At 67.1% G+C, this 22,174-nt stretch carries 29 protein-coding genes, 1 tRNA gene and 2 pseudogenes; 21 read left to right on the top strand and 11 right to left on the bottom strand.

The genetic code is table 11. The annotated features are described in order from the left end of the window. Positions 1-19: 19 nt before the first annotated feature. Positions 20-1,840 (bottom strand): phosphoenolpyruvate carboxykinase (GTP), encoded by a 1,821-nt coding sequence (locus tag H4Q84_RS15070; protein WP_248579905.1) that lies wholly within the window; start codon positions 1,838-1,840, stop codon positions 20-22. Between the two features lie 369 nt (positions 1,841-2,209). Between H4Q84_RS15070 and H4Q84_RS15065 the strand changes: the two genes are divergently transcribed. From H4Q84_RS15065 to H4Q84_RS14995, 15 genes are all read left to right on the top strand, one after another. Then, a tRNA-Arg gene (locus H4Q84_RS15065) sits at positions 2,210-2,285 on the top strand. Positions 2,286-2,916: 631 nt separating this feature from the next. Beyond that, positions 2,917-3,102: a hypothetical protein gene (locus H4Q84_RS15060; RefSeq protein ID WP_248579904.1), complete on the top strand. Its 186-nt coding sequence runs from the start codon at positions 2,917-2,919 to the stop codon at positions 3,100-3,102. Beyond that, positions 3,099-3,248: a hypothetical protein gene (locus H4Q84_RS15055; protein WP_248579903.1), complete on the top strand. Its 150-nt coding sequence runs from the start codon at positions 3,099-3,101 to the stop codon at positions 3,246-3,248. Before H4Q84_RS15060 ends, H4Q84_RS15055 begins: the two co-directional genes overlap by 4 nt. Then, complete coding sequence (locus H4Q84_RS15050; protein WP_248579902.1) at positions 3,245-3,940, top strand: endonuclease/exonuclease/phosphatase family protein; 696 nt, start codon at positions 3,245-3,247, stop codon at positions 3,938-3,940. The genes H4Q84_RS15055 and H4Q84_RS15050 overlap by 4 nt, the downstream gene beginning before the upstream one ends. Before the next feature lie 47 nt (positions 3,941-3,987). Continuing rightward, positions 3,988-4,158 (top strand): hypothetical protein, encoded by a 171-nt coding sequence (locus H4Q84_RS15045; RefSeq protein WP_248579901.1) that lies wholly within the window; start codon positions 3,988-3,990, stop codon positions 4,156-4,158. Positions 4,159-4,171: 13 nt separating this feature from the next. Next, positions 4,172-4,339: a hypothetical protein gene (locus H4Q84_RS15040; protein ID WP_248579900.1), complete on the top strand. Its 168-nt coding sequence runs from the start codon at positions 4,172-4,174 to the stop codon at positions 4,337-4,339. Further along, positions 4,336-4,476 (top strand): hypothetical protein, encoded by a 141-nt coding sequence (locus H4Q84_RS15035; RefSeq protein WP_248579899.1) that lies wholly within the window; start codon positions 4,336-4,338, stop codon positions 4,474-4,476. Before H4Q84_RS15040 ends, H4Q84_RS15035 begins: the two co-directional genes overlap by 4 nt. Continuing rightward, a complete protein-coding gene (locus H4Q84_RS15030; protein ID WP_248579898.1) occupies positions 4,473-5,129 on the top strand; it encodes a helix-turn-helix domain-containing protein in 657 nt (218 codons plus the stop codon). Before H4Q84_RS15035 ends, H4Q84_RS15030 begins: the two co-directional genes overlap by 4 nt. Beyond that, on the top strand, positions 5,126-5,275 hold the full coding sequence (locus H4Q84_RS15025) for a helix-turn-helix domain-containing protein (protein WP_248579897.1): 150 nt from the start codon (positions 5,126-5,128) through the stop codon (positions 5,273-5,275). The genes H4Q84_RS15030 and H4Q84_RS15025 overlap by 4 nt, the downstream gene beginning before the upstream one ends. After that, a complete protein-coding gene (locus H4Q84_RS15020) occupies positions 5,272-5,433 on the top strand; it encodes a hypothetical protein (RefSeq protein WP_248579896.1) in 162 nt (53 codons plus the stop codon). Before H4Q84_RS15025 ends, H4Q84_RS15020 begins: the two co-directional genes overlap by 4 nt. Beyond that, on the top strand, positions 5,430-5,696 hold the full coding sequence (locus H4Q84_RS15015) for an HNH endonuclease signature motif containing protein (RefSeq protein ID WP_248579895.1): 267 nt from the start codon (positions 5,430-5,432) through the stop codon (positions 5,694-5,696). The genes H4Q84_RS15020 and H4Q84_RS15015 overlap by 4 nt, the downstream gene beginning before the upstream one ends. 77 nt (positions 5,697-5,773) lie before the next feature. After that, entirely contained in the window at positions 5,774-6,103 is a 330-nt protein-coding gene (locus H4Q84_RS15010) for a hypothetical protein (RefSeq protein WP_248579894.1), read from the top strand. Further along, on the top strand, positions 6,100-7,686 hold the full coding sequence (locus tag H4Q84_RS15005) for a terminase large subunit (protein ID WP_248579893.1): 1,587 nt from the start codon (positions 6,100-6,102) through the stop codon (positions 7,684-7,686). Before H4Q84_RS15010 ends, H4Q84_RS15005 begins: the two co-directional genes overlap by 4 nt. A 98-nt stretch (positions 7,687-7,784) precedes the next feature. Beyond that, entirely contained in the window at positions 7,785-9,005 is a 1,221-nt protein-coding gene (locus H4Q84_RS15000; protein WP_248579892.1) for a phage portal protein, read from the top strand. Next, a complete protein-coding gene (locus H4Q84_RS14995) occupies positions 9,002-9,454 on the top strand; it encodes a hypothetical protein (protein WP_248579891.1) in 453 nt (150 codons plus the stop codon). Before H4Q84_RS15000 ends, H4Q84_RS14995 begins: the two co-directional genes overlap by 4 nt. Positions 9,455-9,460: 6 nt before the next feature. On the opposite strand, the pseudogene H4Q84_RS14990 reads toward H4Q84_RS14995, so the two are convergent. The 3 genes and pseudogenes from H4Q84_RS14990 to H4Q84_RS14980 form a co-directional block, all read right to left on the bottom strand. Then, positions 9,461-9,928: pseudogene (locus H4Q84_RS14990) on the bottom strand (IS3 family transposase); the annotation flags it as partial. Between the two features lie 107 nt (positions 9,929-10,035). Continuing rightward, on the bottom strand, positions 10,036-11,499 hold the full coding sequence (gene ltrA / locus H4Q84_RS14985; protein WP_248579451.1) for a group II intron reverse transcriptase/maturase: 1,464 nt from the start codon (positions 11,497-11,499) through the stop codon (positions 10,036-10,038). A gap of 628 nt (positions 11,500-12,127) precedes the next feature. Beyond that, positions 12,128-12,846 (bottom strand): annotated as a pseudogene (locus H4Q84_RS14980) (IS3 family transposase); the annotation flags it as partial. Positions 12,847-13,037: 191 nt separating this feature from the next. Between H4Q84_RS14980 and H4Q84_RS14975 the strand changes: the two are divergent. From H4Q84_RS14975 to H4Q84_RS14965, 3 genes are read left to right on the top strand one after another with little or no spacing between them, the layout of a single operon-like run. Further along, entirely contained in the window at positions 13,038-13,373 is a 336-nt protein-coding gene (locus tag H4Q84_RS14975; RefSeq protein ID WP_248579890.1) for a hypothetical protein, read from the top strand. Further along, positions 13,370-13,933: a hypothetical protein gene (locus H4Q84_RS14970; RefSeq protein WP_248579889.1), complete on the top strand. Its 564-nt coding sequence runs from the start codon at positions 13,370-13,372 to the stop codon at positions 13,931-13,933. The genes H4Q84_RS14975 and H4Q84_RS14970 overlap by 4 nt, the downstream gene beginning before the upstream one ends. Continuing rightward, a complete protein-coding gene (locus tag H4Q84_RS14965; protein WP_248579888.1) occupies positions 13,930-14,136 on the top strand; it encodes a hypothetical protein in 207 nt (68 codons plus the stop codon). The genes H4Q84_RS14970 and H4Q84_RS14965 overlap by 4 nt, the downstream gene beginning before the upstream one ends. A gap of 57 nt (positions 14,137-14,193) precedes the next feature. Here H4Q84_RS14965 and H4Q84_RS14960 read toward each other — a convergent pair whose 3' ends face one another. The 5 genes from H4Q84_RS14960 to H4Q84_RS14940 form a co-directional block, all read right to left on the bottom strand. Continuing rightward, positions 14,194-14,421 carry a hypothetical protein gene (locus tag H4Q84_RS14960; RefSeq protein ID WP_248579887.1) on the bottom strand — a complete coding sequence of 76 codons (228 nt, stop codon included), beginning with the start codon at positions 14,419-14,421 and terminating at the stop codon, positions 14,194-14,196. A 441-nt stretch (positions 14,422-14,862) separates the two neighbouring features. Beyond that, entirely contained in the window at positions 14,863-15,687 is an 825-nt protein-coding gene (locus H4Q84_RS14955; RefSeq protein WP_248579886.1) for a tyrosine-type recombinase/integrase, read from the bottom strand. 14 nt (positions 15,688-15,701) lie between these two features. Then, positions 15,702-15,995, bottom strand: a complete 294-nt coding sequence (locus tag H4Q84_RS14950; RefSeq protein WP_248579885.1) for a hypothetical protein — start codon at positions 15,993-15,995, stop codon at positions 15,702-15,704. After that, positions 15,992-16,144 (bottom strand): hypothetical protein, encoded by a 153-nt coding sequence (locus H4Q84_RS14945; protein WP_248579884.1) that lies wholly within the window; start codon positions 16,142-16,144, stop codon positions 15,992-15,994. The genes H4Q84_RS14950 and H4Q84_RS14945 overlap by 4 nt, the downstream gene beginning before the upstream one ends. Then, positions 16,141-16,311, bottom strand: coding sequence for a hypothetical protein (locus H4Q84_RS14940; protein WP_248579883.1), 171 nt, complete (start codon positions 16,309-16,311; stop codon positions 16,141-16,143). The genes H4Q84_RS14945 and H4Q84_RS14940 overlap by 4 nt, the downstream gene beginning before the upstream one ends. Positions 16,312-16,797: 486 nt before the next feature. Here H4Q84_RS14940 and H4Q84_RS14935 point away from each other — a divergent pair, with 486 nt between their 5' ends. The 3 genes from H4Q84_RS14935 (at position 16,798) to H4Q84_RS14925 (ending at position 19,351) form a co-directional block, all read left to right on the top strand. Further along, the gene (locus H4Q84_RS14935; protein WP_248579882.1) at positions 16,798-17,532 is read left to right on the top strand and encodes a class I SAM-dependent methyltransferase; all 735 of its coding nucleotides are present in this window, start codon (positions 16,798-16,800) and stop codon (positions 17,530-17,532) included. Further along, a complete protein-coding gene (locus tag H4Q84_RS14930; protein WP_248579881.1) occupies positions 17,495-18,592 on the top strand; it encodes an IS630 family transposase in 1,098 nt (365 codons plus the stop codon). Before H4Q84_RS14935 ends, H4Q84_RS14930 begins: the two co-directional genes overlap by 38 nt. 339 nt (positions 18,593-18,931) lie before the next feature. After that, a complete protein-coding gene (locus tag H4Q84_RS14925; RefSeq protein ID WP_248579880.1) occupies positions 18,932-19,351 on the top strand; it encodes a hypothetical protein in 420 nt (139 codons plus the stop codon). Positions 19,352-19,779: 428 nt separating this feature from the next. On the opposite strand, the gene istB is transcribed toward H4Q84_RS14925, so the two are convergent. Together istB and istA are read right to left on the bottom strand one after the other, a co-directional pair. After that, the gene (gene istB, locus H4Q84_RS14920) at positions 19,780-20,559 is read right to left on the bottom strand and encodes an IS21-like element helper ATPase IstB (RefSeq protein WP_248579444.1); all 780 of its coding nucleotides are present in this window, start codon (positions 20,557-20,559) and stop codon (positions 19,780-19,782) included. Further along, complete coding sequence (gene istA, locus H4Q84_RS14915) at positions 20,556-22,100, bottom strand: IS21 family transposase (RefSeq protein WP_248579443.1); 1,545 nt, start codon at positions 22,098-22,100, stop codon at positions 20,556-20,558. Before istA ends, istB begins: the two co-directional genes overlap by 4 nt. Between the last annotated feature and the right edge of the window lie 74 nt (positions 22,101-22,174).

Below are 22,174 nucleotides of genomic sequence, written 5' to 3'. Positions count from 1 at the left end.
GGCGCGTGTTGAGTGGGACTCAGGCTTCGAGGCGCGCCTTGAGTCCGTCGAGCTCGGTCCAGAAGACGGCCGGCAGGTCGTCGCCGAACTTCTCGAACCACTCCTGGATCTGCGGGATCTCGGCCTGCCACTCGTCGACGTCGACGGCAAGCGCCTTGGCGAGCTGCTCGTCGGTCACGTCGGCGCCGTCGATGTCGAGCGAGCCCGGAGCGGGCACCCGGCCGATCGGGGTCTCGACCGCGGCTGCCTGGCCCTCGAGGCGGTCGATGACCCACTTCAGGACGCGGCTGTTCTCGCCGAAGCCCGGCCACAGGAAGCCACCGTCGTCGTCGCGGCGGAACCAGTTGACATAGAAGATCTTTGGCAGCTTCGCTGCGTCGTTGTCCTTGCCGATGGTGATCCAGTGGTTGAAGTAGTCACCTGCGTTGTAGCCGATGAACGGCAGCATCGCCATCGGGTCGCGACGTACGACGCCGACCTGGCCGACCGCGGCAGCAGTCGTCTCGGAGCTGAGCGTGGCACCCATGAACGTGCCGTGGTCCCAGTCGCGGGCCTCGGTCACCAGCGGGATCGTGGTCTTGCGTCGGCCACCGAACAGGATCGCGTCGATCGGCACACCCCGCGGGTCGTCGTACTCGGGAGCGAGGATGGGGCACTGCTTGATCGGCGTGCAGTAGCGGCTGTTGGGGTGGCTCGAGACCTCGTCGCTCTCGGGCGTCCAGGGCTCGCCCTTCCACGACGTCGCCCTGGCCGGGGTGTTCTCCAGGCCCTCCCACCAGACGTCGCCGTCCTCGGTGAGCGCGACGTTGGTGAACACGGAGTTGCCCTTGTTGATGGTGGCCATGGCGTGCGGGTTGGTGTCCTGGTTGGTGCCGGGAGCCACGCCGAAGAAGCCGTACTCGGGGTTGACCGCCCAGAGGCGACCGTCCTTGCCGATGCGCATCCAGGCGATGTCGTCGCCGATGGACTCGACCTTCCAGCCCGGGATGGTCGGCTTGAGCATCGCCAGGTTGGTCTTGCCGCAGGCACTCGGGAACGCGGCGGCGATGTACTTGGTGACACCGGCCGGGTTGGTGAGCTTGAGGATCAGCATGTGCTCGGCCATCCAGCCCTCGTCACGGGCGACGACGGACGCGATGCGCAGGGCGTAGCACTTCTTGCCCAGCAGCGCGTTACCGCCGTAGCCGGAGCCGTAGGACCAGATCATCCGCTCGTCGGGGAACTGGACGATGTACTTGGTGTCGTTGCACGGCCACGCGACGTCGGCCTGGCCGTCGGCGAGCGGCATGCCGACCGAGTGCAGGGCGGGGACGAACTTCGCGTCCAGCTCCTCCATGCGGCGCAGCACCGGGGTGCCCATCCGCGCCATCACGCGCATGCTCGCGGTGACATAGGCGGAGTCGGTGATCTCGACGCCGAACATCGGGTTCTCGGCATCGAGGTGACCCATCACGAACGGGATGACGTACATCGTGCGGCCTTGCATGCACCCCGCGTAGAGGTCACGCATGATCCCCTTCATCTTGGCGGGGTCCATCCAGTTGTTCGTGGGCCCGCAGTCCTTCTCGTCGGCCGAGCAGATGAAGGTGCGGTCCTCGACGCGCGCCACATCGCTGGGGTCGGACGCGGCGTGGAAGGAGTTCGGCTTGAGCTGGGGGTTCAGCCGGGTGAACGTGCCGGTGGCCTCGAGGGCAGCGGTGATCTGGTCCCACTCCTCGTCGGAGCCGGTGCACCAGTGGATGTCAGCCGGCCGGGTCAGCTCGGCGATCTCGTTGACCCAGTCGAGGATGCCCTGATGGGTGGTGGGTTGGGGGCTGGTGATGGTGCCTTCGGCGGTCATGCGTGGCATATCCCTCTCGCGCATTCGCGGCAGTCGCCAACGCTTTCGCGTTTGGCGCAACCGGCCGTCGAGCGTGTCGACGGTGATCGTGGAGTGTGGTCTGCGGCATCGCGTCATTGCGGTGCCTATGTCGTTGTCAAGGACGACGGCTTCGTTGCCGGCGACCGGTCGTGCCCCCGAACCACGACCTGCGGTGATGCTCGCTCGCGCGCGGGTTGGAAGGGAGGCTAACTGCTCGCCTGTTCGGCACATATTGGACCGTTCCAAGGGTGTGCCGGGCGTCACATCCACCCGCCCGCGTCGTACTGATTTCGTGGGGTCCGAACAGGTCGGCTATCCTCGTCCAGTCCTCAGGCAACTGAGCGACATGCGCCTGTAGCTCAACGGATAGAGCATCTGACTACGGATCAGAAGGTTTGGGGTTCGAATCCCTACAGGCGCACCAAGTACTCAAGTCGGGCAGTTCCCCTGAGAGCTGCTCGACCGACACCGTGAAGTGGCCGGCGAGAGCCTGGACCTCTACGAACAGCCACGGGCTACCCCGGCCTGTCACCTTGCGCCACAGCGTCTGCTTCGACATGCCCAGCGCCGTCGCCACCTCTGGGACGGCTGTGCGCGTCCGGTGGAGCATCGTGTTCACATTCTCCGAGATGGTGGCGTCAACCGTTGCCATCTCGTGCCTCAGTGTCGTCATACGACGGAATCTACAGGCTGCTTCAGCCATTTCGCATCAATATTGTTAGGAAAGTTCTGGCGTGTTGCTAGACACGGGTAACAGCCCTGTTGCAATCTGTGCGACATGGGAAAAACCACAACGATGTAACTACACGTTCGTCAGACCTCGCTCGCGAGCATCTGACCCACGCCGACGAACTCGACTGCGACCTCGATGACCTCGTCGGCGACGGTGACCGCAGCAAGAACGCGGCCATCTCCGACCTTCACCGCGAGATCGGCACGTCGCTCAAGTTGGCAGACATCTACGCCACGCTCGCAGTCGCCGAGGCCATCGAGCGCCTGCGCCGCGATCTCACGACGCGGCCCGGTGACGTGCCCTTGCGCGACGCGAGGTTCCTATGAGCGCCGGGGAAGTCGCCGCGTGGGCAGGAGCCGCCGCCGTTGTTGTCTTCGTGACAGTAATGGTGGTGCTGCTCGTCTGGCTGCTCATCGACGTCATCCTCGACGGTCTCGCCGCCCGGCGTGAGACCCGCAGGGGTTTGAAGGACGCCAAGGTCACGGCGCTGCGCGAGGTCGAGCGATGAAGCGCCACGGCGTCATGCACGGGCTCATGGGCCTCTACTGGTGGGACGACGCCCTGGCGCTCGCCGACCGTCGGGCGCGAGCCACGGGCGTGCGTCACATGGTCAGGCGCAACTCGCGGGGCATGTGGCAGGTGAGTCCGCGATGACCCTGACCATCGTGTTCCTCGCCTGCCGCTTCGACCGACCCACCGCCATGTTCAGGGCGGCGCTCGACATGCTCGCCAAGGGCAAGCCCGACGTGATCGTGCTGACCGAGGTCGCTGCGACCCGGCACCGGGTCGCCCTGCGAGCGTGGGCAACAGTGAACGGCTACGCCGTGCACCAGGGTCCGCCCGGGCCCACAGGTGAGTGCGCCGTACTCGTCCGATGGACCCATGCGATGGGATTCAAGCCCACGGAGGTCAGGGCCCTCACGAGGCTGAACGTCGGCGACCGTGGCCGCGTCTGGACCCTTGAGGTGCGCATCGGTGGCCTGCTGCTGGTCGTCGGGCACCTCCCGCGACGCCGCTACCTCCGCGCAGCGCGACAGGCAGGAAAGGCGCTCAAGCGCCGCCCGTCATCGCCCGGCGAGATCGTCGCGGTGCTTATGGACTTCAACCGCAACCAGAAGAGCGCGCTGGGCTACCGGTGGCTCCACCGACACATGCCCGGCCTCACCTCCGCGTGGCGCAAGCCCTACCCGAAGCGCGGCACTCACAGCGGCCGACTGATCGACGGACTCTGGACCAACGCCGAGATCGTCAAGCCGTCGCGGCTGCTCGGGCTACACGCCGCCTCCGACCACGAGGCGTTCACCACGACCATCCGCGTACGTGCGTGCACGTCAAGCGACGGCTGAGAAGGGACGGGACACCGTGCGCGGTCAACCTGTGGCATCAGTACCTCATGGAGGCGTACTGGTCGGAAGCGTGGACGTGGCAGCAAGGCTGCGACGCGACATGCATCGGCTACGTCTCCGACGAGGCCCTGTACGCCGAGAGCACCCCTCGACCACGGCTCAAGGACTTCATGGTCCGGCTCTCGGTCGAGTGGCAGGACCGGGGCGCCGTCGCCTGACTGGCGGTGTGTCATGAGCGCCGTCAAGCGCCGCGACCGTGTCACGCGGCTCGGTCGAGGCGGCACGGTCATCGACGTCCACCTCGGCAAGGTCCACCTGTCCGTGCTGCCCGACGACGTCTCGCCCTCGCAGCTCGAACGCTGGCGGCGCGACGAGATTGACCCCGAGGTAGCGCCATGAGCGTTCATCGCTGCTGCTCGGGGTCCACCGTCGTCCAAGCCAACGGCTTCAACTCGTGGGCCGTCCTCTGCTTCGACTGCGACACCTGCCTCGCCGTTGTCGAGGGCCGTCGAGACGAGGTGTACGCCGACCTATGAGCATCGAGGCACAGAACATGGTTCTGTACCACAGCCGCGCTCGTGGCACCGACAAGCTGCTCTTGATGGGCATCGCCAACCACGCTGGCGACGGTGGCGCATGGCCCACGATCAAGCGGCTGGTGCGGTACACGAACGTCACCGAGAGGGCCGTTCAGGACGCCCTCAATCGGCTCGTGAAGGCGGGCGAGTTGGTCGTCTACTTGCAGCAGGGAGGAACGGCCAACTGGAAGAACTCGCTGCGGCCGAACCGCTACGAGATCACCATCTCGTGCCCGGTCAACTGCGACCGGAGCCCCAATCACAACCTCAAGCCGATCGCCGAGGCTCCTGCCGACCTGTGGATATCCCCCCCGCAGCCCACTGCACCCCCCGCAGCCCACTGCACCCACCCCCCGCAGCCCACTGCACCCCACCCCCCGCAGCCCACTGCACCCAAACCATCCATAGAACCATCCACAGAACAGACAACCCCGGTTCCTACGTCCGTAACTGGTCCGCGCGCGAGCGCGCTCGGTCCGTGCGATCAGTGCGGGCTCGATGAGACCGAGTGCATGCGCAAGGCCCACGTCAGCGGCCACACCTACGCGCCTCGCGTCTCCGGTGCTCACGGCAAAGGCGCTGGCTACGGGGAAGCGACGGCGACCGGATGAGTGGCATCCCGGCTTACGACCGTGAGACCTACGTCGAGGACATCACCAGCCTTCGACGCCGTGGCCTGACCTGGGCGGAGGTTGCTGCCGATCTCGGCATCAGCCTGCGCACCCTGCACCGCATCCGCTCGGAGGTCAGGGCATGAAGTGCGCCAGTGGCAAGACGGGCTCCTACCCGGACTTCGAGACAGCCATCGCGGCAGCCCTGCGCTGCTCGGTGAACCTCGGCCCGCTGCGCTGCTATGAGTGCCCGGAATGCGGACAGTGGCACCTCACCCGGCGCAAGCAGTGGGTCGAGCGATGAGCGCTCACGATGCGTTCAAGAACACCGCCGAGTGGCAGGCCCTGCGTGTCGAGTGCGGCTCTACCGAAGAGCTGCAAGCCGACCACATCAAGCCCGCGTCGCTCTACCCCGAACTCGCCCTCGACATCGACAACATGCAGACGCTCTGCGGCCCGTGCAACCGACGCAAGAGCGACAGCAACGACCAGTCGGTCGAGCGATTGCCGTGGCTCAACCCGCGCTACCCCGAACTCGCCGACCTCGTTTTTTTGGCACCGAGTTAGCGCAAGACACATGGCTCGCAGCCTCCACACACAGAGACCTCCGAATAATCCCGCCAGCCAGACAAGAAAGGGCAGACATGTCCGAGGATTCGACCGAGACCGAGGGTGATCCGACCGGATCGCCGGACGGCGACACCTACACGGCAGCCATCGAAAAGTACCTGGCGGCTGCGACCTGGTTGACCGACGCAGACGCTCCGCTCAAGGTCCACGCCCGCAGCATCGCCACATCACTCGACCGGCAGATGCGCGAGCGCTTCGAGATTCAGTCGGCCCTTGCCTCGTCCTTCGACAAGGTGCTGTATCGGCTCGACGCGCGTCGCCCGGCACCGGCCCCCGCAGCTCCGAGCCTGACCGATTCCGGCCCGTTCAACGAGGAATCCATCTTCGGCTTGGGGATGGAGTGAGCGCCGACCTGCTTGTGCCCGGCTTCGAGCCGGACGCCGACCTTGTGCCGGTGGGCGACTGGCACCCGGCGCGCTACACCCCGTCGCTGACCGGTGACGAGGACTTCACCACCGAGGGAGACCGGCTGCTCGCGATCTCGGGCGAGCACTGGCGCTCTCCCGAGACGCTACGGTTCCTGCTCGACATCTGGCAGGCGTGGCTCATCCGGCACGTGTTGGAGACGTACCCGCCTGACTGGCCTGTCGAGAAGTTGCGCGGTCGGCTGCGCTACCGGCAGGTCGTGATCTCGATTGCCCGGCAGAACGGCAAGAGCATCATCGCCGCGCTGCTCGCGCTGTTCCTGATCGCGATGCACGTCCGTGGCCCGCGCGTGGTCGGGATGGCCTCGGTCGAGGAACAGGCCAAGATCGTCTACGACCGGCTCCGCTACGCCATCGAGGCGAACCCGGCCTTGCTGCGCGAGCTGCGCCCGACCGAGACGCGCGGCATCCACAAGCGGGCGTACCCACACCCGCGCGGGCTCAGCCTCGCCGAGATGAAGCGCCGCGACCGTGGCGCGGCCGGGCTCGGTAACGGGCTCTACCAGATCCTCCCGCCGAACGAGGAGACCGCCCAGGGCCACCCGGTGTCCGGTGGCCTCTACGACGAACTCCACCTCGGCATCCTCGCCCTGTGGGATGCCATCGTGAAGGGGCAGACCGCGCAGCCAAACGCGATCCTGCTCGGCATCACCACGGCGGGCGACGACGACTCCGAGTTGCTGATCCGGCTGTACCAAGAGGGCGAGGTCGCTCTCGATGGCGGGGACGAACGCTTCGGATTCTTCGTGTGGGAAGGCGCAGACGACGAACTCACCGAGGCCAACGTGATCGCCGCCAACCCCGCCATAGCATGCGGCCGGATCGACCTCGACGTGGTGATGGCCGACGCCCGCAAACTTTGGCCGGCAGGCCGAGACAAGCGCGGCGTCACCGGACGCGACCGCGTCATCCGCTACACCCTTAACCGCTTCGTGGTCGGCTCCGCCGACTCGTGGGCATCCATCGCAGCATGGAACGACACCGCCTCCGAGGACGAGATCGAGCACGCCTCAGAGAGAGTCTACAGCCTCGACAGGTCGGGGGGCTGGGAGTGGGCCACCATCAAGGCCACCAGCAACAGCGACGGCATCATCAACACGGAGATCGTCGCCGTCCTCCCGGACCCGGACCATGACCGGCTCGTAGCGGCCTGCCGTCTGCTCGCGGCACGTGGGCCGTGCGCGTTCGCCCTGGACCGGGTCACCTTGGCCGCTGTCGGTGCCACCCTCAAGGAAGACGGTCGCGACGTGTGGGCGCTCACTGCCTCCGAGATGCAAGCCGCTGCCGTGACCACCGCCGCGACCATCGCGCGTCGCGCCCTGCGTCACCCTGGTGACGCGCTCACCCGTGCGCAGATGCCCAAGGCCAAACGCCGCAACACCCCCGAGGGATGGCGGATCTCGCGCACCCTTTCGCCCAGCGACATCGACGCCGTGATCGCCACCGTCATGGGCGTCTACGTGGCCTCGGTCAGACCCTCGAACAGCCAGCAACTCTTCTGACGCGTAGCGCGTCGACGTACTACGCGTCGCTCTCAGCTTGAGCGCGACGGCCTGCCGATCTGTGTCATGTTGACACACCCGCGTTGAGGATTTTCTACGTGGGATACCTGACGAAGCGCCTCGGCCAACTCCTCTCCGAGGTGCCGTCCGAGGACGAGCCGGTCGGCGACTACTCCGCCAACGTGATGCCGCCCTCACGGGCGAACACATCGACGGTCACCTTCGACCGGGCACTCGGCCTTCCGGCTGTGTTCCGCTCGATCCAGATCCTCAGCGGCGTTTCCTCGCAACTCACCCTGGGCTCGTGGCGCGGCAAGACACTCGTCGCTCCGGCCCCATCCCTGGTCGTCAAGCCGGACCCGTGGCGCAGCCTTCCCGAGTGGATTCACCGCTCGGTGGTCTCGATGGCCTCGGACGGCAATATCTTCTACCGCAAGCACCTCGGCCCGGACCGCAGCATCGCCGCCGCCGAGGTGCTGAACGCCTTCCTGACTCACGTCCGCTGGGTCAAGGGCGTCAAGTCCTACACGACCTTCGACCACCGCCTCGGCCGGTTTATCGACCTCGCCGACTCCGACGTCCTCCACGTGTGGGGCATGCAGGTGCCGGGCCACAACCGTGGCATCAGCCCCATCACCGCGTGCCGGGTCTCGCTCGGCGGTGCGCTCGATGTGCGCGACTACGCCTCCAACTGGTTCAACTCGAACGACGTGCCGTCCGGAGTGCTGTCGAGCGACCAGCAGCTCGACCCCGGCAGTGTGGCCATGTACCGCCAGATCTGGCACAACCCCGAGGTCTTCGATGACCAGCCCGACGCGGCCACCATCAACCGCCGTCTCGGCCCGCAGATCCGCGTCCTCGGCAAGGGCCTGTCCTACCAGCCGATCATGCTCAAGCCCGAGGACGCGCAATGGATTCAGGCGCAGAACTTCGGCGTCCTCGACGTCGCCCGCATGTTCGGCATGCCCGCCGACTACCTCCACGCCGCCGTCGAGGGCACGAGCCTGACCTACTCCAACCTCGAAATGATCGACACCCAGTTCATGCGGCTCACGCTCGCACCGAACTATCTCGCCCCGGTCGAAACCTCGATTAGCACCCTGCTCCCCTACGGGCAGACCGCCAAGTTCGACCTGGCCGAGTGGCTTCGTCCCGACGCCAAGACGCGCGCCGAGGTGGACCGCATCTACCTCCAGACCGGGGTTATCTCGCCGCAGGACGTGCACGACCGCGAGCGCTTCGGCGGCACTGCACCCGGCAAGCCCCAGCCCGTGACCGCCCCAGCCTCGGCCGACGCACCCATCGGAGACTCCGCATGACGACAACGACCGTCACCCCCGTCTACCTCGAAGCCACGCTCTCGCCCACCGGAGCCGCCGAGCGACGCGAGATCGCCGGACTCGCGCTGCCCTACGGGGAGGAGACCGACCGCCCGAACTGGCTGACCGGTGCCTCTCGTCAGCGCTGGGATGAGGCAACTGTGCTCGACGGTTCGCAGCTCTTCTACGGCCACGACCACCTCGGCAACGGCCTGCCCATCGGCCTCATCACGAGCAGCGAACAGACCGCCGAGGGCCTGCGCATCACGGCTCGCATCTCCAAGACGTCCAAGGGCGACGAGGTCTACACGCTGCTCCAAGACGGCGTTCTGACCAAGTTCTCAGTCGGCCTCTTCGAGGACGTGTGGCACCTCGAAGACGACGGTGCCTTGCAGGTGCACGACCACGTGAAGGGTCTGCCCCCGGTTTGGTTGACACTCGGGGTTTGATGGTTCTCAGGCCGCTTCTGCGGTTACGTAGATCATCTCAAACTCGACTGGGGTGAGCTTGCCCAGGGCGCGTTGACGACGGCGTCGGTTGTACTTGGTCTCGATCCACGTGACGATCGCGAGACGCAGTTCCTCACGGGTCTCCCACCGCTTGGTGTCGAGGACGTTCTTCTGCAGGAGCGAGAAGAAGCTCTCCATGGCGGCGTTGTCGCCGGCCGAGGCCACGCGGCCCATCGAGCCGTGCAGGCCGTTGTTCTTCAGGAGCCTGATGACCTTCTTGGAGCGAAATTGACTGCCCCTATCGGAATGACAGATCGTCCCGGCCGGCGACCGCAACGCGATCGCGTTCCGGAACGCCGAGGCCGCCAGGGACGACTTCATCCGCGAATCGATGGAGTAGCCGACGATCTTGTTGGAGTAGCAGTCCTTGATCGCGCACAGGTAGAGCTTCCCCTCGCTGGTGCGGTGCTCGGTGTAGGGGTCGGACCGGGGCGCCCTGCCAGCCTTTCGGCTGGTGGGTCTCCCTGGCCCGCCCTCCGAACCGGACGTGCGACTTTCACCGCATCCGGCTCTCCACGTGGTCATGCCGTTGGTGCGGGTGATCCCTTTGTCGGTGCGCTCGACCATGGTGTGGGGATCTTGGTGCCCCGGTAGCGGTAGCGCTCGATAACGATCGCTTCCGGTCGGAACATCTCGATTCCTCCGGCGCGGATCTGCCAACCGGGCAGGTAGCGCCGGACCAGGGTGTGCATATTCAGCCCGACGTGTCGTTTGCGGAGCCAGCCGACGATCCGCCAGAAGGCGAAGTGATCGACGTAGCCGAACGTCCGCGAGGACACGCCGTGACGGAAGTAGTTGCACCAACCCCGCAGCACCGGGTTCAACCGGCGCAGCAGGTCGGCGAGCGTTCGATGTTTCGCACGACGCGTCAGCGTCCGCACCTTGGCCATCACCGAAGCCAATGACTTCTTCGACGGGTAGGTGTAGATCGCCGTCTTGCCGGTCCGGCTCCGCCAGGTCCGGCGCTGGATGCGCCAGCCGAGGAAGTCGAACCCCTCATCGATGTGGCAGACCCTCGTCTTCTCTACCGACAGGCGCAGGCCCATCGGCGCGAGCACCGCCCCAACCTCGTCCCACAGCGCTTCAGCATCGGCGCGTTGTCCGTGGATGAGGACCACGAAGTCATCCGCGTAGCGGACGAGCTTCATGACCGCACCACCGGCACGTCGGTGCTTGGCGCGCGTCCATTCCGGTCCGAGCCCCTCCCATTTGGCGGCGAAGTGCTCATCCAGCACGGACAGGGCGATGTTGGCCAGCAGCGGTGAAAGGATCCCGCCTTGAGGTGTGCCGGTGATCGTCTCGCGGTTGATGCCGTCCTCGGTGAGGACCCCGGCCCGCAAGAACGCCTTCACCCAGCCCAGGACCCGTTTGTCCCCGACACGATGTCTCACCCTGCCCATGAGGGCGGTGTGGTCGATCTCGTCGAAGCACGCCTTGATGTCTGCCTCGAACACCCACTCATAGTTCCGAGGAGGTGAGGCGAGGAAGTGGATCTCGGCGATCGCGTCCTGGGCCCGGCGCCGCGGGCGGAAACCATAGGAGCATGGTTTGAAGTCCGCCTCGAAGATCGGCTCGAGCACCAGTTTCAACGCAGCCTGCACGACCCGGTCACGGGTAGTCGGGATCCCCAGGCTTCGGACTTTGCCCGACGCCTTCGGAATCGTCTTCTCCCGCACCGGCAGCGGCACGAACGCACCGGCCTTCAAGTCCTCACGGACCCCGGCCAGCAGGTCGACCGCGTCCCGGTCGACGCCGCGGGGAGTGACCCCGTCGACACCGGCGGTCCGTGCGCCCTTGTTGCCCCGCACCCTGTGCCACGCCACGACCAGGAACGCCGGGTCGTAGACAAGGTTGGCGAAGTCATCGAAGCGACGGCCAGGATCGGCCACCGCCCATCGGTGCAGCTTCTTCTGCATCCTCAGTACCCGCCACTCGGCCTCTTCCCGCTCGGGGAAGACATCGAGTGCCGGTTCGCCGGTATTCACCAGCGACCTCCTGAAGGTGCGTGGTTGCTGCGAACACGCTGGACCCCTTCGCCATGTGACCGGCTTTCCCGGCCTCGGACTACTACGGGTCCTCCGCCCCACCTCGGCAGCATCGGCCGGCGACGGGCCTTCCCGACGACCAGCAGGATGCTGGCCGGGGAGGGGACCGCCGAGATGGTTCCCACGTTCACTGTCGAACCGTTCGACGGGGTCGGCGCCCAACTATGCCCCTGCAGCATCGCCACGGCTACGCCGCAGACCTTCACCGTGGCCTCCCGACCGGCGACATCACCCAGTCCAGAAGTTCCCTCGACCATCACACCGACACCGCGCTCGGCGGTGTCGTGATCGGGGTGCGCGCTGCTATCCAGCCCAGATCCGCCAGGTTCGAGCTGGTGGCTCTCTTGAGGGGCGTTCAGCCGTTGGTTCCTCACGTACGCCTTCCCGTCTTGCTAGCCGGACCCAGGCCATCTGGCAGTACTGGCCCGTCCCGTCGTTGTCAGGGCTGCTTCCACCCTCACCCCCGTCCCGGGGGTCAGGCTGCCCTCAGCTTCACCCGGCCCGCTACGACGGACCGGAGGCGGTGTCCTTTCACCACCGCACGGTTCAACAGCGCCTCGTGGCGCTCGATGTCGGTCAACCACTTTTCGTTGGGCGTCGTGGCGGTGAAATCGTGGGTGACCCTGCCCTTCTCATCAACGGCCGCGAGCAGGTCGTCGTGGACCGGCGGACCAGGCTTGCCTGCCTTGCCCCGACGGCGGTGGTGGGAGGCAAAGACTCCAGCGGTCGAGCACAGTCGCCACACGCGGTTCTCTGATGCGGTGATACCGACATCGGCGAGCTCGTCGGTCAGGAACCGGTAGCCGAGCGTGGGGTCGTCCTCATGGATGGCCAGGAGCGCGTCGATGACGTGCGCGTCGTCCCAGTCACGTTGGGACACCGGCTCATTGAGCCACTTGTAGTACCCCTGCGTCGATAACCCCAGCACCCTGCACGCCACCGCGACCGACACCCTGATGCGGGCACCGGTCGCGGCCATCTCACGGACGAGCGGGAAGACTATTTTCCCGGCAGGTTCGCCTGAGAAAGGTAAGCAGCGGCACGTCGCAGGACCTCGTTCTCCTGCTCCAGGAGCCGGTTGCGCTTCTTCAGCTCACGCACCTCGAGCGACTGCTTCTCGGTGACGCCGGGACGGTGGCCGTCCTCGACGTCGGCCCGCTTCAACCAGTTGCTCAACGTGCCTTCAAAGATCCCGAAGTCCTTCGCGATCTGGGACAACGGAGCCTGGCCCTTCCGGGCCACGGCCACGACGTCATCGCGGAACTCCTTGGGATATGCCTTTGCCATGATCGGCATCCTTCCAGCGAGGACGGATCCTCACAGGTCAGGTGTCAACCAAAGTCTGGGCAGACCCATGCTGTCTGGGCCTGTGCGTATCGATACCAATGGTGAAGTCACGCATCTCATCAACTCTCGCGCAGCGGGTGAAGGAACCCTCGGCGCCATCACCTACCAGACGGCGGTCTGAGATGGACCTATTGACTAGCCCGTCTGAGGTCGTCGCGGCCCTCACTGCGCTCGGCCTCATCGCGGCCGGGGGCCGGACGGTCCTGCGCTCACTCGGGCAGGTGCTCCGCAGGCTCGACCGAATCGAGACCCTGACCCGCGACAACGGCGAGAACGCCCAGGCGGTCGCCGATGTCGCCATCCACGAGCTGCAACACAACGGCGGCTCCACGGTGAAGGACGACGTCTACGGCATCGCCGTCGCCCTCGGCCACCAGCAGCGATCCCTCAACACCATCGCCGACGACCTCGAAGGGCTCCGCCGGCGCCTCGATGACCACCTCGATGAAAGGAACAGATCCAGATGACCACACCACTCAGCGTTGGCCGTGCTCTCGGCAACGCCGCCCGCCAGTCCCGCAACGGCCCCACCTTTGGTGTAAACGAGTGCAAGCAACGCGTCCGGGAGCTGTACGGCGTCCCCTCGGACGGCAGCCCGGACGCCACCAGGGCGTGGCAGCGCACCAAGCACCGCCACCCCATCGGCGACCTCAAGGCCATCCCACCCGGCGCCCTCGTGTGGTGGACCGGTGGCACACCCAGCGGCAGCGCACCGGACGGTCACGGCCACGTCGCGCCGGTCGCGGGCAACGGCATGTGCTGGTCCACCGACATCAAGCGTGACGGCCGGTTCGACCTCGTGTCCATCGCCAGCATCGCCGCCGCGTGGCCCCGCCTGCGCCTCGCCGGGTGGTCCGAGGACATCGACGGCGTCCGTGTCCTTACCGTCGAGAAGCCCAAGCCCGGCCGCTACGCCGCCGCCCGCGACCTCCTCCTCACGCTCGCCGCCGACCAACGACTCGGCAAGGCCAAGCGACGACGCGCCCGCGCCGCCGCCCGCATCCTGAGGAAGGAACCCACCCAATGAGCGACCCAGCCAGCCCACCACCCGCCGACGCCGCACTCGTCGGTCGCGTCATCAACCTCGTCGGCGCACTCGCCCTCGCCGCTCTGCTCGGCATCATCGCCCTGGCACTGCTCGACAGGCCGGTGCCCGACGTCTTGCAGAACATCGCGGTTGGCTCCCTGACCGGCCTGACAGCGCTGCTCGTCACGCGACAGCAGCGGTAGCGGCCCGCACTACGCGTCGCTCTCGGCCGAGTACGACGCGTCGCCACCTGGTGCGCGCTACGCGTCGCTCAGGACCTCGGTGTACGCCTCCCACGCACGGGCCACCCCACCCGAGCCGGGGAACACATCGACGAACGTGTCTCCCGCCCGTGCGCCCAACAGCTCGAACACCCACCGGCAGAACATCGCGGGTTTGGCGCCCACGACCCGCCCCGGATCGGTCAGCCTCGGCCGGGAGTGGAACACCAGCGAGTCCACCCGGCGCGCGCCGACACGTCCCACCACGGTGGAACACGACGCCTTGCGATGGCCCCGGCGTAGATCACCGGCTCCCATCCGTTGAGCGGGATCTCGGCGGCAGCGTTCGGGCGCTCACCACGGAACCACGCGGCCACGCGCACGCCGGGCGGGCACAGGGCCAGCACCTCGGGCAACGCGCTCGCCGACGTCGAGAGCGCCCAGGCGCGTCGTACTCGGCCGAGAGCGACGCGATTAGCGCGGCGTGATCCACTTCGCCGCGATAGTCGGGATGGTCCCCGTAGTAGCGCGCCGACAGGCCGGGGTACGGCGGGTCGGCGTAGGCCAGCCGTCGCGGGTGGCCACTCGCGACGGCTCGACCCACGGAAGACCGGAACCGGTGCCGGGCCTGACGGCAGCGCACCGAACAGCACACCGCGTCCACCCGCATCGCGGGAGGGATCGGCCCGCGGCACCAGTCGCACGCCTTCATGCCGCGCTCTCCACCATCGCCCGGAGCCGGGCGTCCGGCACCGCGACGTACATGCGTGTCGTGGCCGGTGAGGCGTGCCCGAGCAGCGTCTGGAGAGCGAATACATCGCCCGGGTTAGCCTCATTCGCCCGCGAGGCGAACCTGTGCCGCAGGGAGTGCATCGTCCACTCACCCGGAAGGAGATCGGTGACGACCTTGCCGACCCAGCGCGGTGAGAGGTGACCGTGGTCATCGCCCGGAAACAGCCATCCTCCGCCCGTCCGCGCGAGCCCGGCCCGGACCGCGAGGGCCAGCGGGTCCGGCAGCGGCACCAGCCGGTCACGTCCGCCCTTGCCGTGGAGCGTCCACCCGGTGAGGTCGGTCAGCACGTCACGTTCGTGAATGCCGGCGACCTCGGCGCGGCGTAGCCCGGCCTCGGCCGCGAGCCGCATCATCAGCCGCGAGCGCGCGTCCCCAGTTGCGAGGGCGACCCGGTAGACGTCGTCCGGGGTCGGCCTCGGGCGCGGCGGGCTGGGCTTGATCGACGGCAGCGCCAGCGCCGCCGACACCTCACAGCGGCCCGTCTCGACACCCCAGCGCCAGAACCCCCGGTAGGTGGTCCGGTGCGCGCGACGCGTCTCGGTCGCCCAGGCCTGCCGGGCGCACCACGACAGCAGCACCGGCCCGGTTACTCGCCACGGGTCCGGCTGATGGATCGAGCGACCCAGCCGGGAGAGGTGCTCGCAGCGCGTGCGCACCGTCGTTGCGGGCGACCCTCCGGCGCGTGCGTAGTCGGTCCATTCGTCTATGGCAGCGCGCCAGGGCGCCGGTAGTTGCGTCATGGTCGCTGAGACAACTATGCAGACCGACGAGTTGTTGCGCGACGCTCCGGCTCGCGCCCGTACCGCATCTGCGCGGCCTGCCGAGTGGTCCCGAGAGGCCGAGCCACCTGCGCCCACGAGTAGCCGTAGCGACGTCGCAGCGCGGCCACGGCGGCGTGCTCGGCCTCGTCCAGGGCCTTGCGCACGGTAGCGAACTCGGCGAGGTCCGGGACGTCTCCGTCTCCGCCGTCGAAGCGCCGACCGAGGGAGGCACACATGCGACGCAGCATCGCCGCGAACTCGGCGGTCTCCCGCTCCCGCTTGCTCATCGCAGCACGCCCAGGTCCGCGAGGTGCATGACGACCATCGTGTGGGCGTAGTCCTTGACGTCCGCACGGACCTCGCTCGGCTCCACTCCGTACGCCTCGACCCATCCAGCAGGTTCTACCTCGATGGTGAACTCGACCCTGACCTTCATGACGCCACCCGCAGTTGGTCGCCGACCGCCATGTGCACGTCGAGGTGTCCCTCGAACCGCAGTCGGGCGTACGACACCAGGGCGCTCTTCTCGGAGACGATCACCGGGCAGAACGGGCAGGCGTACCCGTTCGGGTCGGCCGCGTCCGTGAGGCTCTTGCCTGCCATCAGGACACCACCCGAAGAGAGGCACGCTCGCGCTCGCCGGGGCGCTGTTCGTGGCGCGGCTCCACGACCCCACCGGGCAGCCGATTCACTGTCAAAGCGCGCTTGACGCTGTCCACGGCGTACAGGTGTCGGCGGGTGCCAGACTCCATAACAGAAGGTTTGGGGTTCGAATCCCTACAGGCGCACAGATGGGCCCCGGCTGACCTGCACGTTGCCGGGGTCTTCGCTACGCGACTTGGACTGGTTCGGATATTGCCGCAAGGGCCGCGCGCCTGGCGGCGGTGAACTCACGACAAGCCTTCGCAAGATGCCCACAGGCCGCACTGCTCGGCCTCTGTTCCACTCGTTGCCTGTGGAAGCCGGCCGCTCGCCCGAGGGGGGCCGGAGTCGTAGGCCGGGCGGCGCGAGCCGCAAGCAGCTCGAGGGAGTCGTCGGCATGGTTACGGGTGACGTGGCTCAGGATCCGGCTCGTTGCTCGGAGCTGTAATGATCTTCAATATGGTCGACTGGGGCGCAGGGAAGTATGAGACAACAGCAGTTGAGCTTGAGCCCGTCGCGCGAGCGGTCGTGGAGCAGGCCGCACTGATCGCCGGTGAGGACGTGCTCGACCTGGCGTGTGGGACGGGCAACGCGGCGCTATTGGCTGCTGCCCTTGGCGCCGGGGTCATCGGCGTTGACGCGGCGCCGCGGTTGCTCGAGGTCGCCCGGACGCGCGCGCAAACCTTCGGTGTCGATCTCGAAGTTCGTGAGGGCGACCTGCTGGCTCTGCCCGTCAACGACGCCTCGGTTGACGTCGTCCTCTCTGTTTTTGGCGTCATCTTCGCTGCAGACCCGGCGCAGGCGCTGAGGGAGATCGCGCGCGTCCTGCGGCCCGGCGGTCGCGTGCTGGTAAGCGCGTGGGTTCCCGCGGGCCCGATCGACGCCATGCTCGGCGCGATGGGTCGCATCATGAGCCGAGTCACGAACGCCCCGCCAATGGAGCGTTTCGCGTGGTCCGACGGCACCACGGTAGGAAAACTCGCCGCCGAGGCTGGCCTCTCATTGGAAGCCACCACCCTCGGCGAACTGGCGATAAGGGCCACCTCTCCCGAGGCCTACGTCATGGCAGGGCAAGAGCATCCGATGGCTCTAGTGGTCCGCGTGGGAAATAGTCATCGGGTTGATGAAGTGAAATCATGGGCGCATGGCGAATCGACCTGCTCCGGCCCTGGTGCTGCGTGATGGTGACCGGGACAAGCTCGAGCGACTGACTCGCTCCTCGACGGTCTCGGTTGGTGCGGCTCAACGGGCTCGGATCGTGTTGCTGGCAGCCGACGGGGTGCCGAACGACCAGATCTGCGAGCTCGTCGGGTGCGGCCGTCAGAAGGTGCTGCAGTGGCGGGGCCGCTACCAGGGCAAGGGCATGGCCGGGCTCCTCGACCGGCAGCGTCCGGGCCGTCCGCGCACGATCGACCATCGCAAAATCGTGGCCGAGACACTGAAGCCCCCGCCGAAGAAGCTCGGCGTGACGCACTGGTCCACGCGGCTGTTGGCGGCTCGGTTGAAGGTCAGCGCCTACACCGTCGCGGAGGCTTGGCGTTCCTACGGGGTCAAGCCGTGGCGCTCGGAGTCGTTCCGGTTCTCCACCGATCCCGAACTCGAGGCCAAGGTCATCGACATCGTCGGGCTGTACCTGAACCCGCCAGAGAACGCGATCGTGCTGTGCGTGGACGAGAAGTCCCAGATCCAGGCACTGGACCGCACCATGCCGGTCCTTCCGATGCAACCCGGGCTCGTCGAACGCCGCTCTCACGACTACGTCCGCCACGGCACCACCACCTTGTTCGCCGCGCTGGAGATCGCCACCGGGAAGGTCACCGCCGCTCTCAAGCCGCGGCACCGCAACCAAGAGTTCCTCGCGTTCCTCAAGCAGGTCGAACGCGCCTACCGCGACGTCGTCGACGAGACCGGCCAGCCCGTCGATCTGCACCTGGTGATGGACAACTACGCCGCCCACAAACACGCCAACGTGAAGAACTGGCTCATCGAGAACCCGCGCTTCAAGATCCACTTCACCCCGACCCACGCCTCCTGGATGAACCTCGTCGAGGTCTGGTTCTCCCTCATCGAACGCCAAGCCATCCGCCGCGGCGTGTTCACCTCGGTCAAGGACCTCAACACCAAGATCCGCACCTACATCGACTGCTGGAACGAACGCTCCCACCCCTTCGTCTGGACCAGGACCGCCGACGAGATCCTCACCAAAGCCAACCGGATGAAGACTTCAAATCCGGACCACTAGCAGCGCGGCAGGCCATGCAGCAGCCCGAAGTGGACACCGAGGTACAACAAGCAATGACAGCGGTCCTGCGTGCGGCCAACGAAGATGCCGCCGCCTTCCTCGTCCACAGCCCCTACGTCGTGCATGAGCTGAGCCATCATTCCGGAGCCATAACCGCCCGGTAGTAGCGATCCGACCGCCTATTCGAGAGCAATCCGACCACCAAGCAGGCGATATCTCGAGCAACTCGGTCGGCCGCTGCTCAGCCCACGAGAGGGACCGCAAACCAATTGCCCAACGGCACCTATGGCGCGTCGGGTTCGAGCTGCAAGGATGGAGCGCGGCTGCGTGGCGCGGCTGATGACGTTCGTCGATGCCGACGTGGCCGGCTACGCGGAGCTCCAGTACGGCGCCGCGAAGGGCCGCGACCGGTTGGTCATCCTGACCACACTCGGCAGTGGCATCGGCTCGGCGCTGCTCTGGCACGGCGTGCTGCCCAACACGGAGCTCGGTCACCTGGAGATCGACGGCCACGGCGCCGAATCCCGCGCCGACATCAGCGCCCGGGAGGAGTACCTGTGCTGGGAGGAGTGGGCCGTGCGGCCCACGGCCTCCTACCGGACCCTGGAGCTGGAGCTCATCGACTGCGCACTGCAGTGCGACCACGAAGACCTCGCAACCTGTCCGAGGTTTCAGGAGATGCTCGCCGGCGGCGTCACGCGTCCGCAGGGATCAGCTCAACCCCTCGGGTTTGCCGAACCTCACGGCGGACACGAATGACGCGAACGCCTTGCGATTAAGTCGCCCTTCTCGGCATGCATTTACCGGCAGGTCTGGTGAACTTTCTGCGGGTTTCTCGGGCAGGCTCCGCTCGTGCAACGGGGGATCAGCCGGCCGGCGGCGACCAAAGTCGTGGTGGTCCTGCTTGCCTGCGCCGTCGCGGGTGGCGCATTCGTCGCGGTCCAGGCCGCCGGTCATCTAGGGGCCGCAGCGAAGCCCACGAAACGCCCTACGGCTCCGGCTCGGGCAGCCTTCGCGGCCGCACCCTCGCCACGTCGCTGAAGCGGGTCGGCTACCACACCGCGATGGGGGCAAGTACCTCAACAAGTACGGCGTGATGCCCTTGCGGGTCACCGGCCAGTCGTCGCCGTGCGTTTCGTCAAGATCTCTGGCCCCGGCTGGCGGCGTGAATGTTGGCCCCCCTTGTGTCAGTTGGCGCGGCGGCGGGTGTTCTTGCTGGTGCGTAGTCGGTAGGACTGGGTGCCTGTCTCGAGGATGTGGGCGTTGAAGGTGACCCGGTCGACGATGGCGGCGACGAGCCGTGGGTCGGGGAACACTGCTCCCCACTCGCTGAAGGGCAGGTTGGTCGCGATCGCGATGCTTGCGCGTTCCTCGCGTTCGGTGATGATCTGGAACAGCAGCTCGGCGCCACGGGGGTCGATCTGGACGTAGCCGAGTTCGTCCAGGCAGAGCAGGTCGAGCCTTCCGTAGCGGGCGACGACGCGGGACAGGACACGTTCGTCGGCGGCTTCGACGAGTTCGTTGACCAGGTGCGCGGTGGTCACGTAGCGGACCCGACGCCCTTGCTCGCAGGCGGCCAGTCCGAGTCCGATGAGCAGGTGTGTCTTCCCGGTCCCGGAGTCACCGAGCATCACGACAGGTTCGCCGGCGTCGAGGTAGTTCCCGGCGGCCAGGTGTCCCAGGGTGGCTGGTGTGATCGACGGGACGGCGTCGATGTTGAACTCGGCCAGGCGCTTGATCCGCGGGAACTTAGCCTCGTTGATCCGTCGGGTACGGCGGCGTTCGGTCCGGTCGTCGACCTCGGCGGCGAGCACCTCGGCGAGGTAGCCGCGGTGGGTCTGGCGCTCCCGGGCAGCGATCTCGGCCAGCCGTTCGGCTTCGGCGCGCACCGTGGGCAGGTGCAGTTCGCGGGCCGCGGCGTTGATCGAAGCCTGGGCTGCGGTGTCGGTGCTGGTCTTGGTTGTCATGGCGCGGTCCTTGCTGTCGCGGTGGTGAGGAGATCGTCGTAGCTGCTCAGGGTCGGGGCTGGCCGGTCGTAGCGGGCCAAGGCGCTGATCGGCACCACCAGTGCGACCTGCGCCGTGGCGGCCCGGCGGGCCTCGATGATCACCACCTGCGGGTCCAGTGCCCCGCTCGTGACGGCGGCGTCCATCGCGACCACTAACGCCGCTGCGGGCAGGGTCCGGTGGGCCAGCAAGACCTCGATCAACATCCGAGTCCCGTCGCCATCGCCACGCGCAGCGCGGGCTGCATCCCAGTAGCCCTGGTGGGCGGTGGTGAAACTGCCGGCCGCTTTGGCCTGGGCCAGCACCGTGGCGCCGGGGAAAGCGCCGGGCTTGCGCGCGAGGACTTCCAAATAGTGATCCAGGGTGAGGACCTGGACATACCGGCCGATGGCGCGGGTGTGGGTCGCGACGACCTTGCCTGCGTCGAGGACCTCGACCATGGCCGCGCCTAACCGGACGCTCAAGCGTCGGCCCGCGTAGCGGGCGGGCACCGAGTAGTGGCACTGGCGGATCGACACCCGGGCCCGCTGATCCACGCGACGCGACTCGATCACCCGCGGATCGAACGCCTCGTCCGGTGGCGGCATCAAGGTCGGCTGCTCGGTGGCGAACGCGGCACCGACTGTGCTCGTGCGGCCGGTGATGACCCGGTCGTCATCAGTGACATCGCCGGCTGCGACCAGAGCGGCGAGTTCGACCAGCGTCGCGATCTTCGGTGGCGGGACCAGATGGCGGCGGCGGAACCGGCCGATCTCGCCTTCCACACCACCCTTCTCGTGTGCGCCCTGTTTGCCGGGAATGCAGAAGAACGAGTCGAACCCGTAGTGGGACCGCAACGCGATGAACCGCTCGGACTCCTCGCGGTCCCTGCCCTTCAGCACTCGGGTCACCGCGGGCTTGAGGTTGTCGTAGCGGATCCGGCCCGGCACGCCACCGAAGTGCTCGAACGCCGCCGTGTGTCCTTCGAGGAATGCTTCTTGGGCCTGGTTGCCGTAGGCAACGTGGAACGCCTTCCCGCTACAGGACAGGCGCATCACGAACATCCACACCTTCACCACGACCCCGTCCAGCACGATCTGGAACTCACCGAAGTCGACCTCGGCCTCAGCGCCGGGCGGATGCTCCTGGGCGACGAACACCTCCTGATCCACGATCCCCAGCTCGACCCTGCGTAGGCCCACGTAGCGCGAGACGGTCACCTCCGACACGCTCGCGCCGTGCTCGGCCACGAGCCGCTGCCAGACACGTCGAGCGGTGTGCCGCTGCTTCCTATGGACCGCCTGGTCGCCGATCAGCCACCCGTCGATGACCTCCCGCCACGGATCGATCGCCGGCCGTGCCCGCGCCGGGTACGTCTGTCGCGGTGGCGGCACCGATGACGCGAGCGCTTGGCGCACCGTGCGGCGGTGCACCCCGTGTCGATCCGCGAGTTCGCGGATCGACATCTCCTCTAGCCGCCGATCACGACGGATCTGCTCGAACAACTCCACTCGTGATCCCACCTGAAGACCTCCACGACGACGACATCGACATGAAGATCCGAACCGGGGTGGGGCCAACATTCGCGACGACACGC

It is taken from the genome of Nocardioides sp. InS609-2 (genome assembly GCF_023208195.1).
Taxonomy (GTDB): Bacteria; Actinomycetota; Actinomycetes; order Propionibacteriales; family Nocardioidaceae; genus Nocardioides.
Note: the sequence above shows the minus strand (reverse complement) of the source record. Positions and strands in the feature narration are given on the sequence as shown.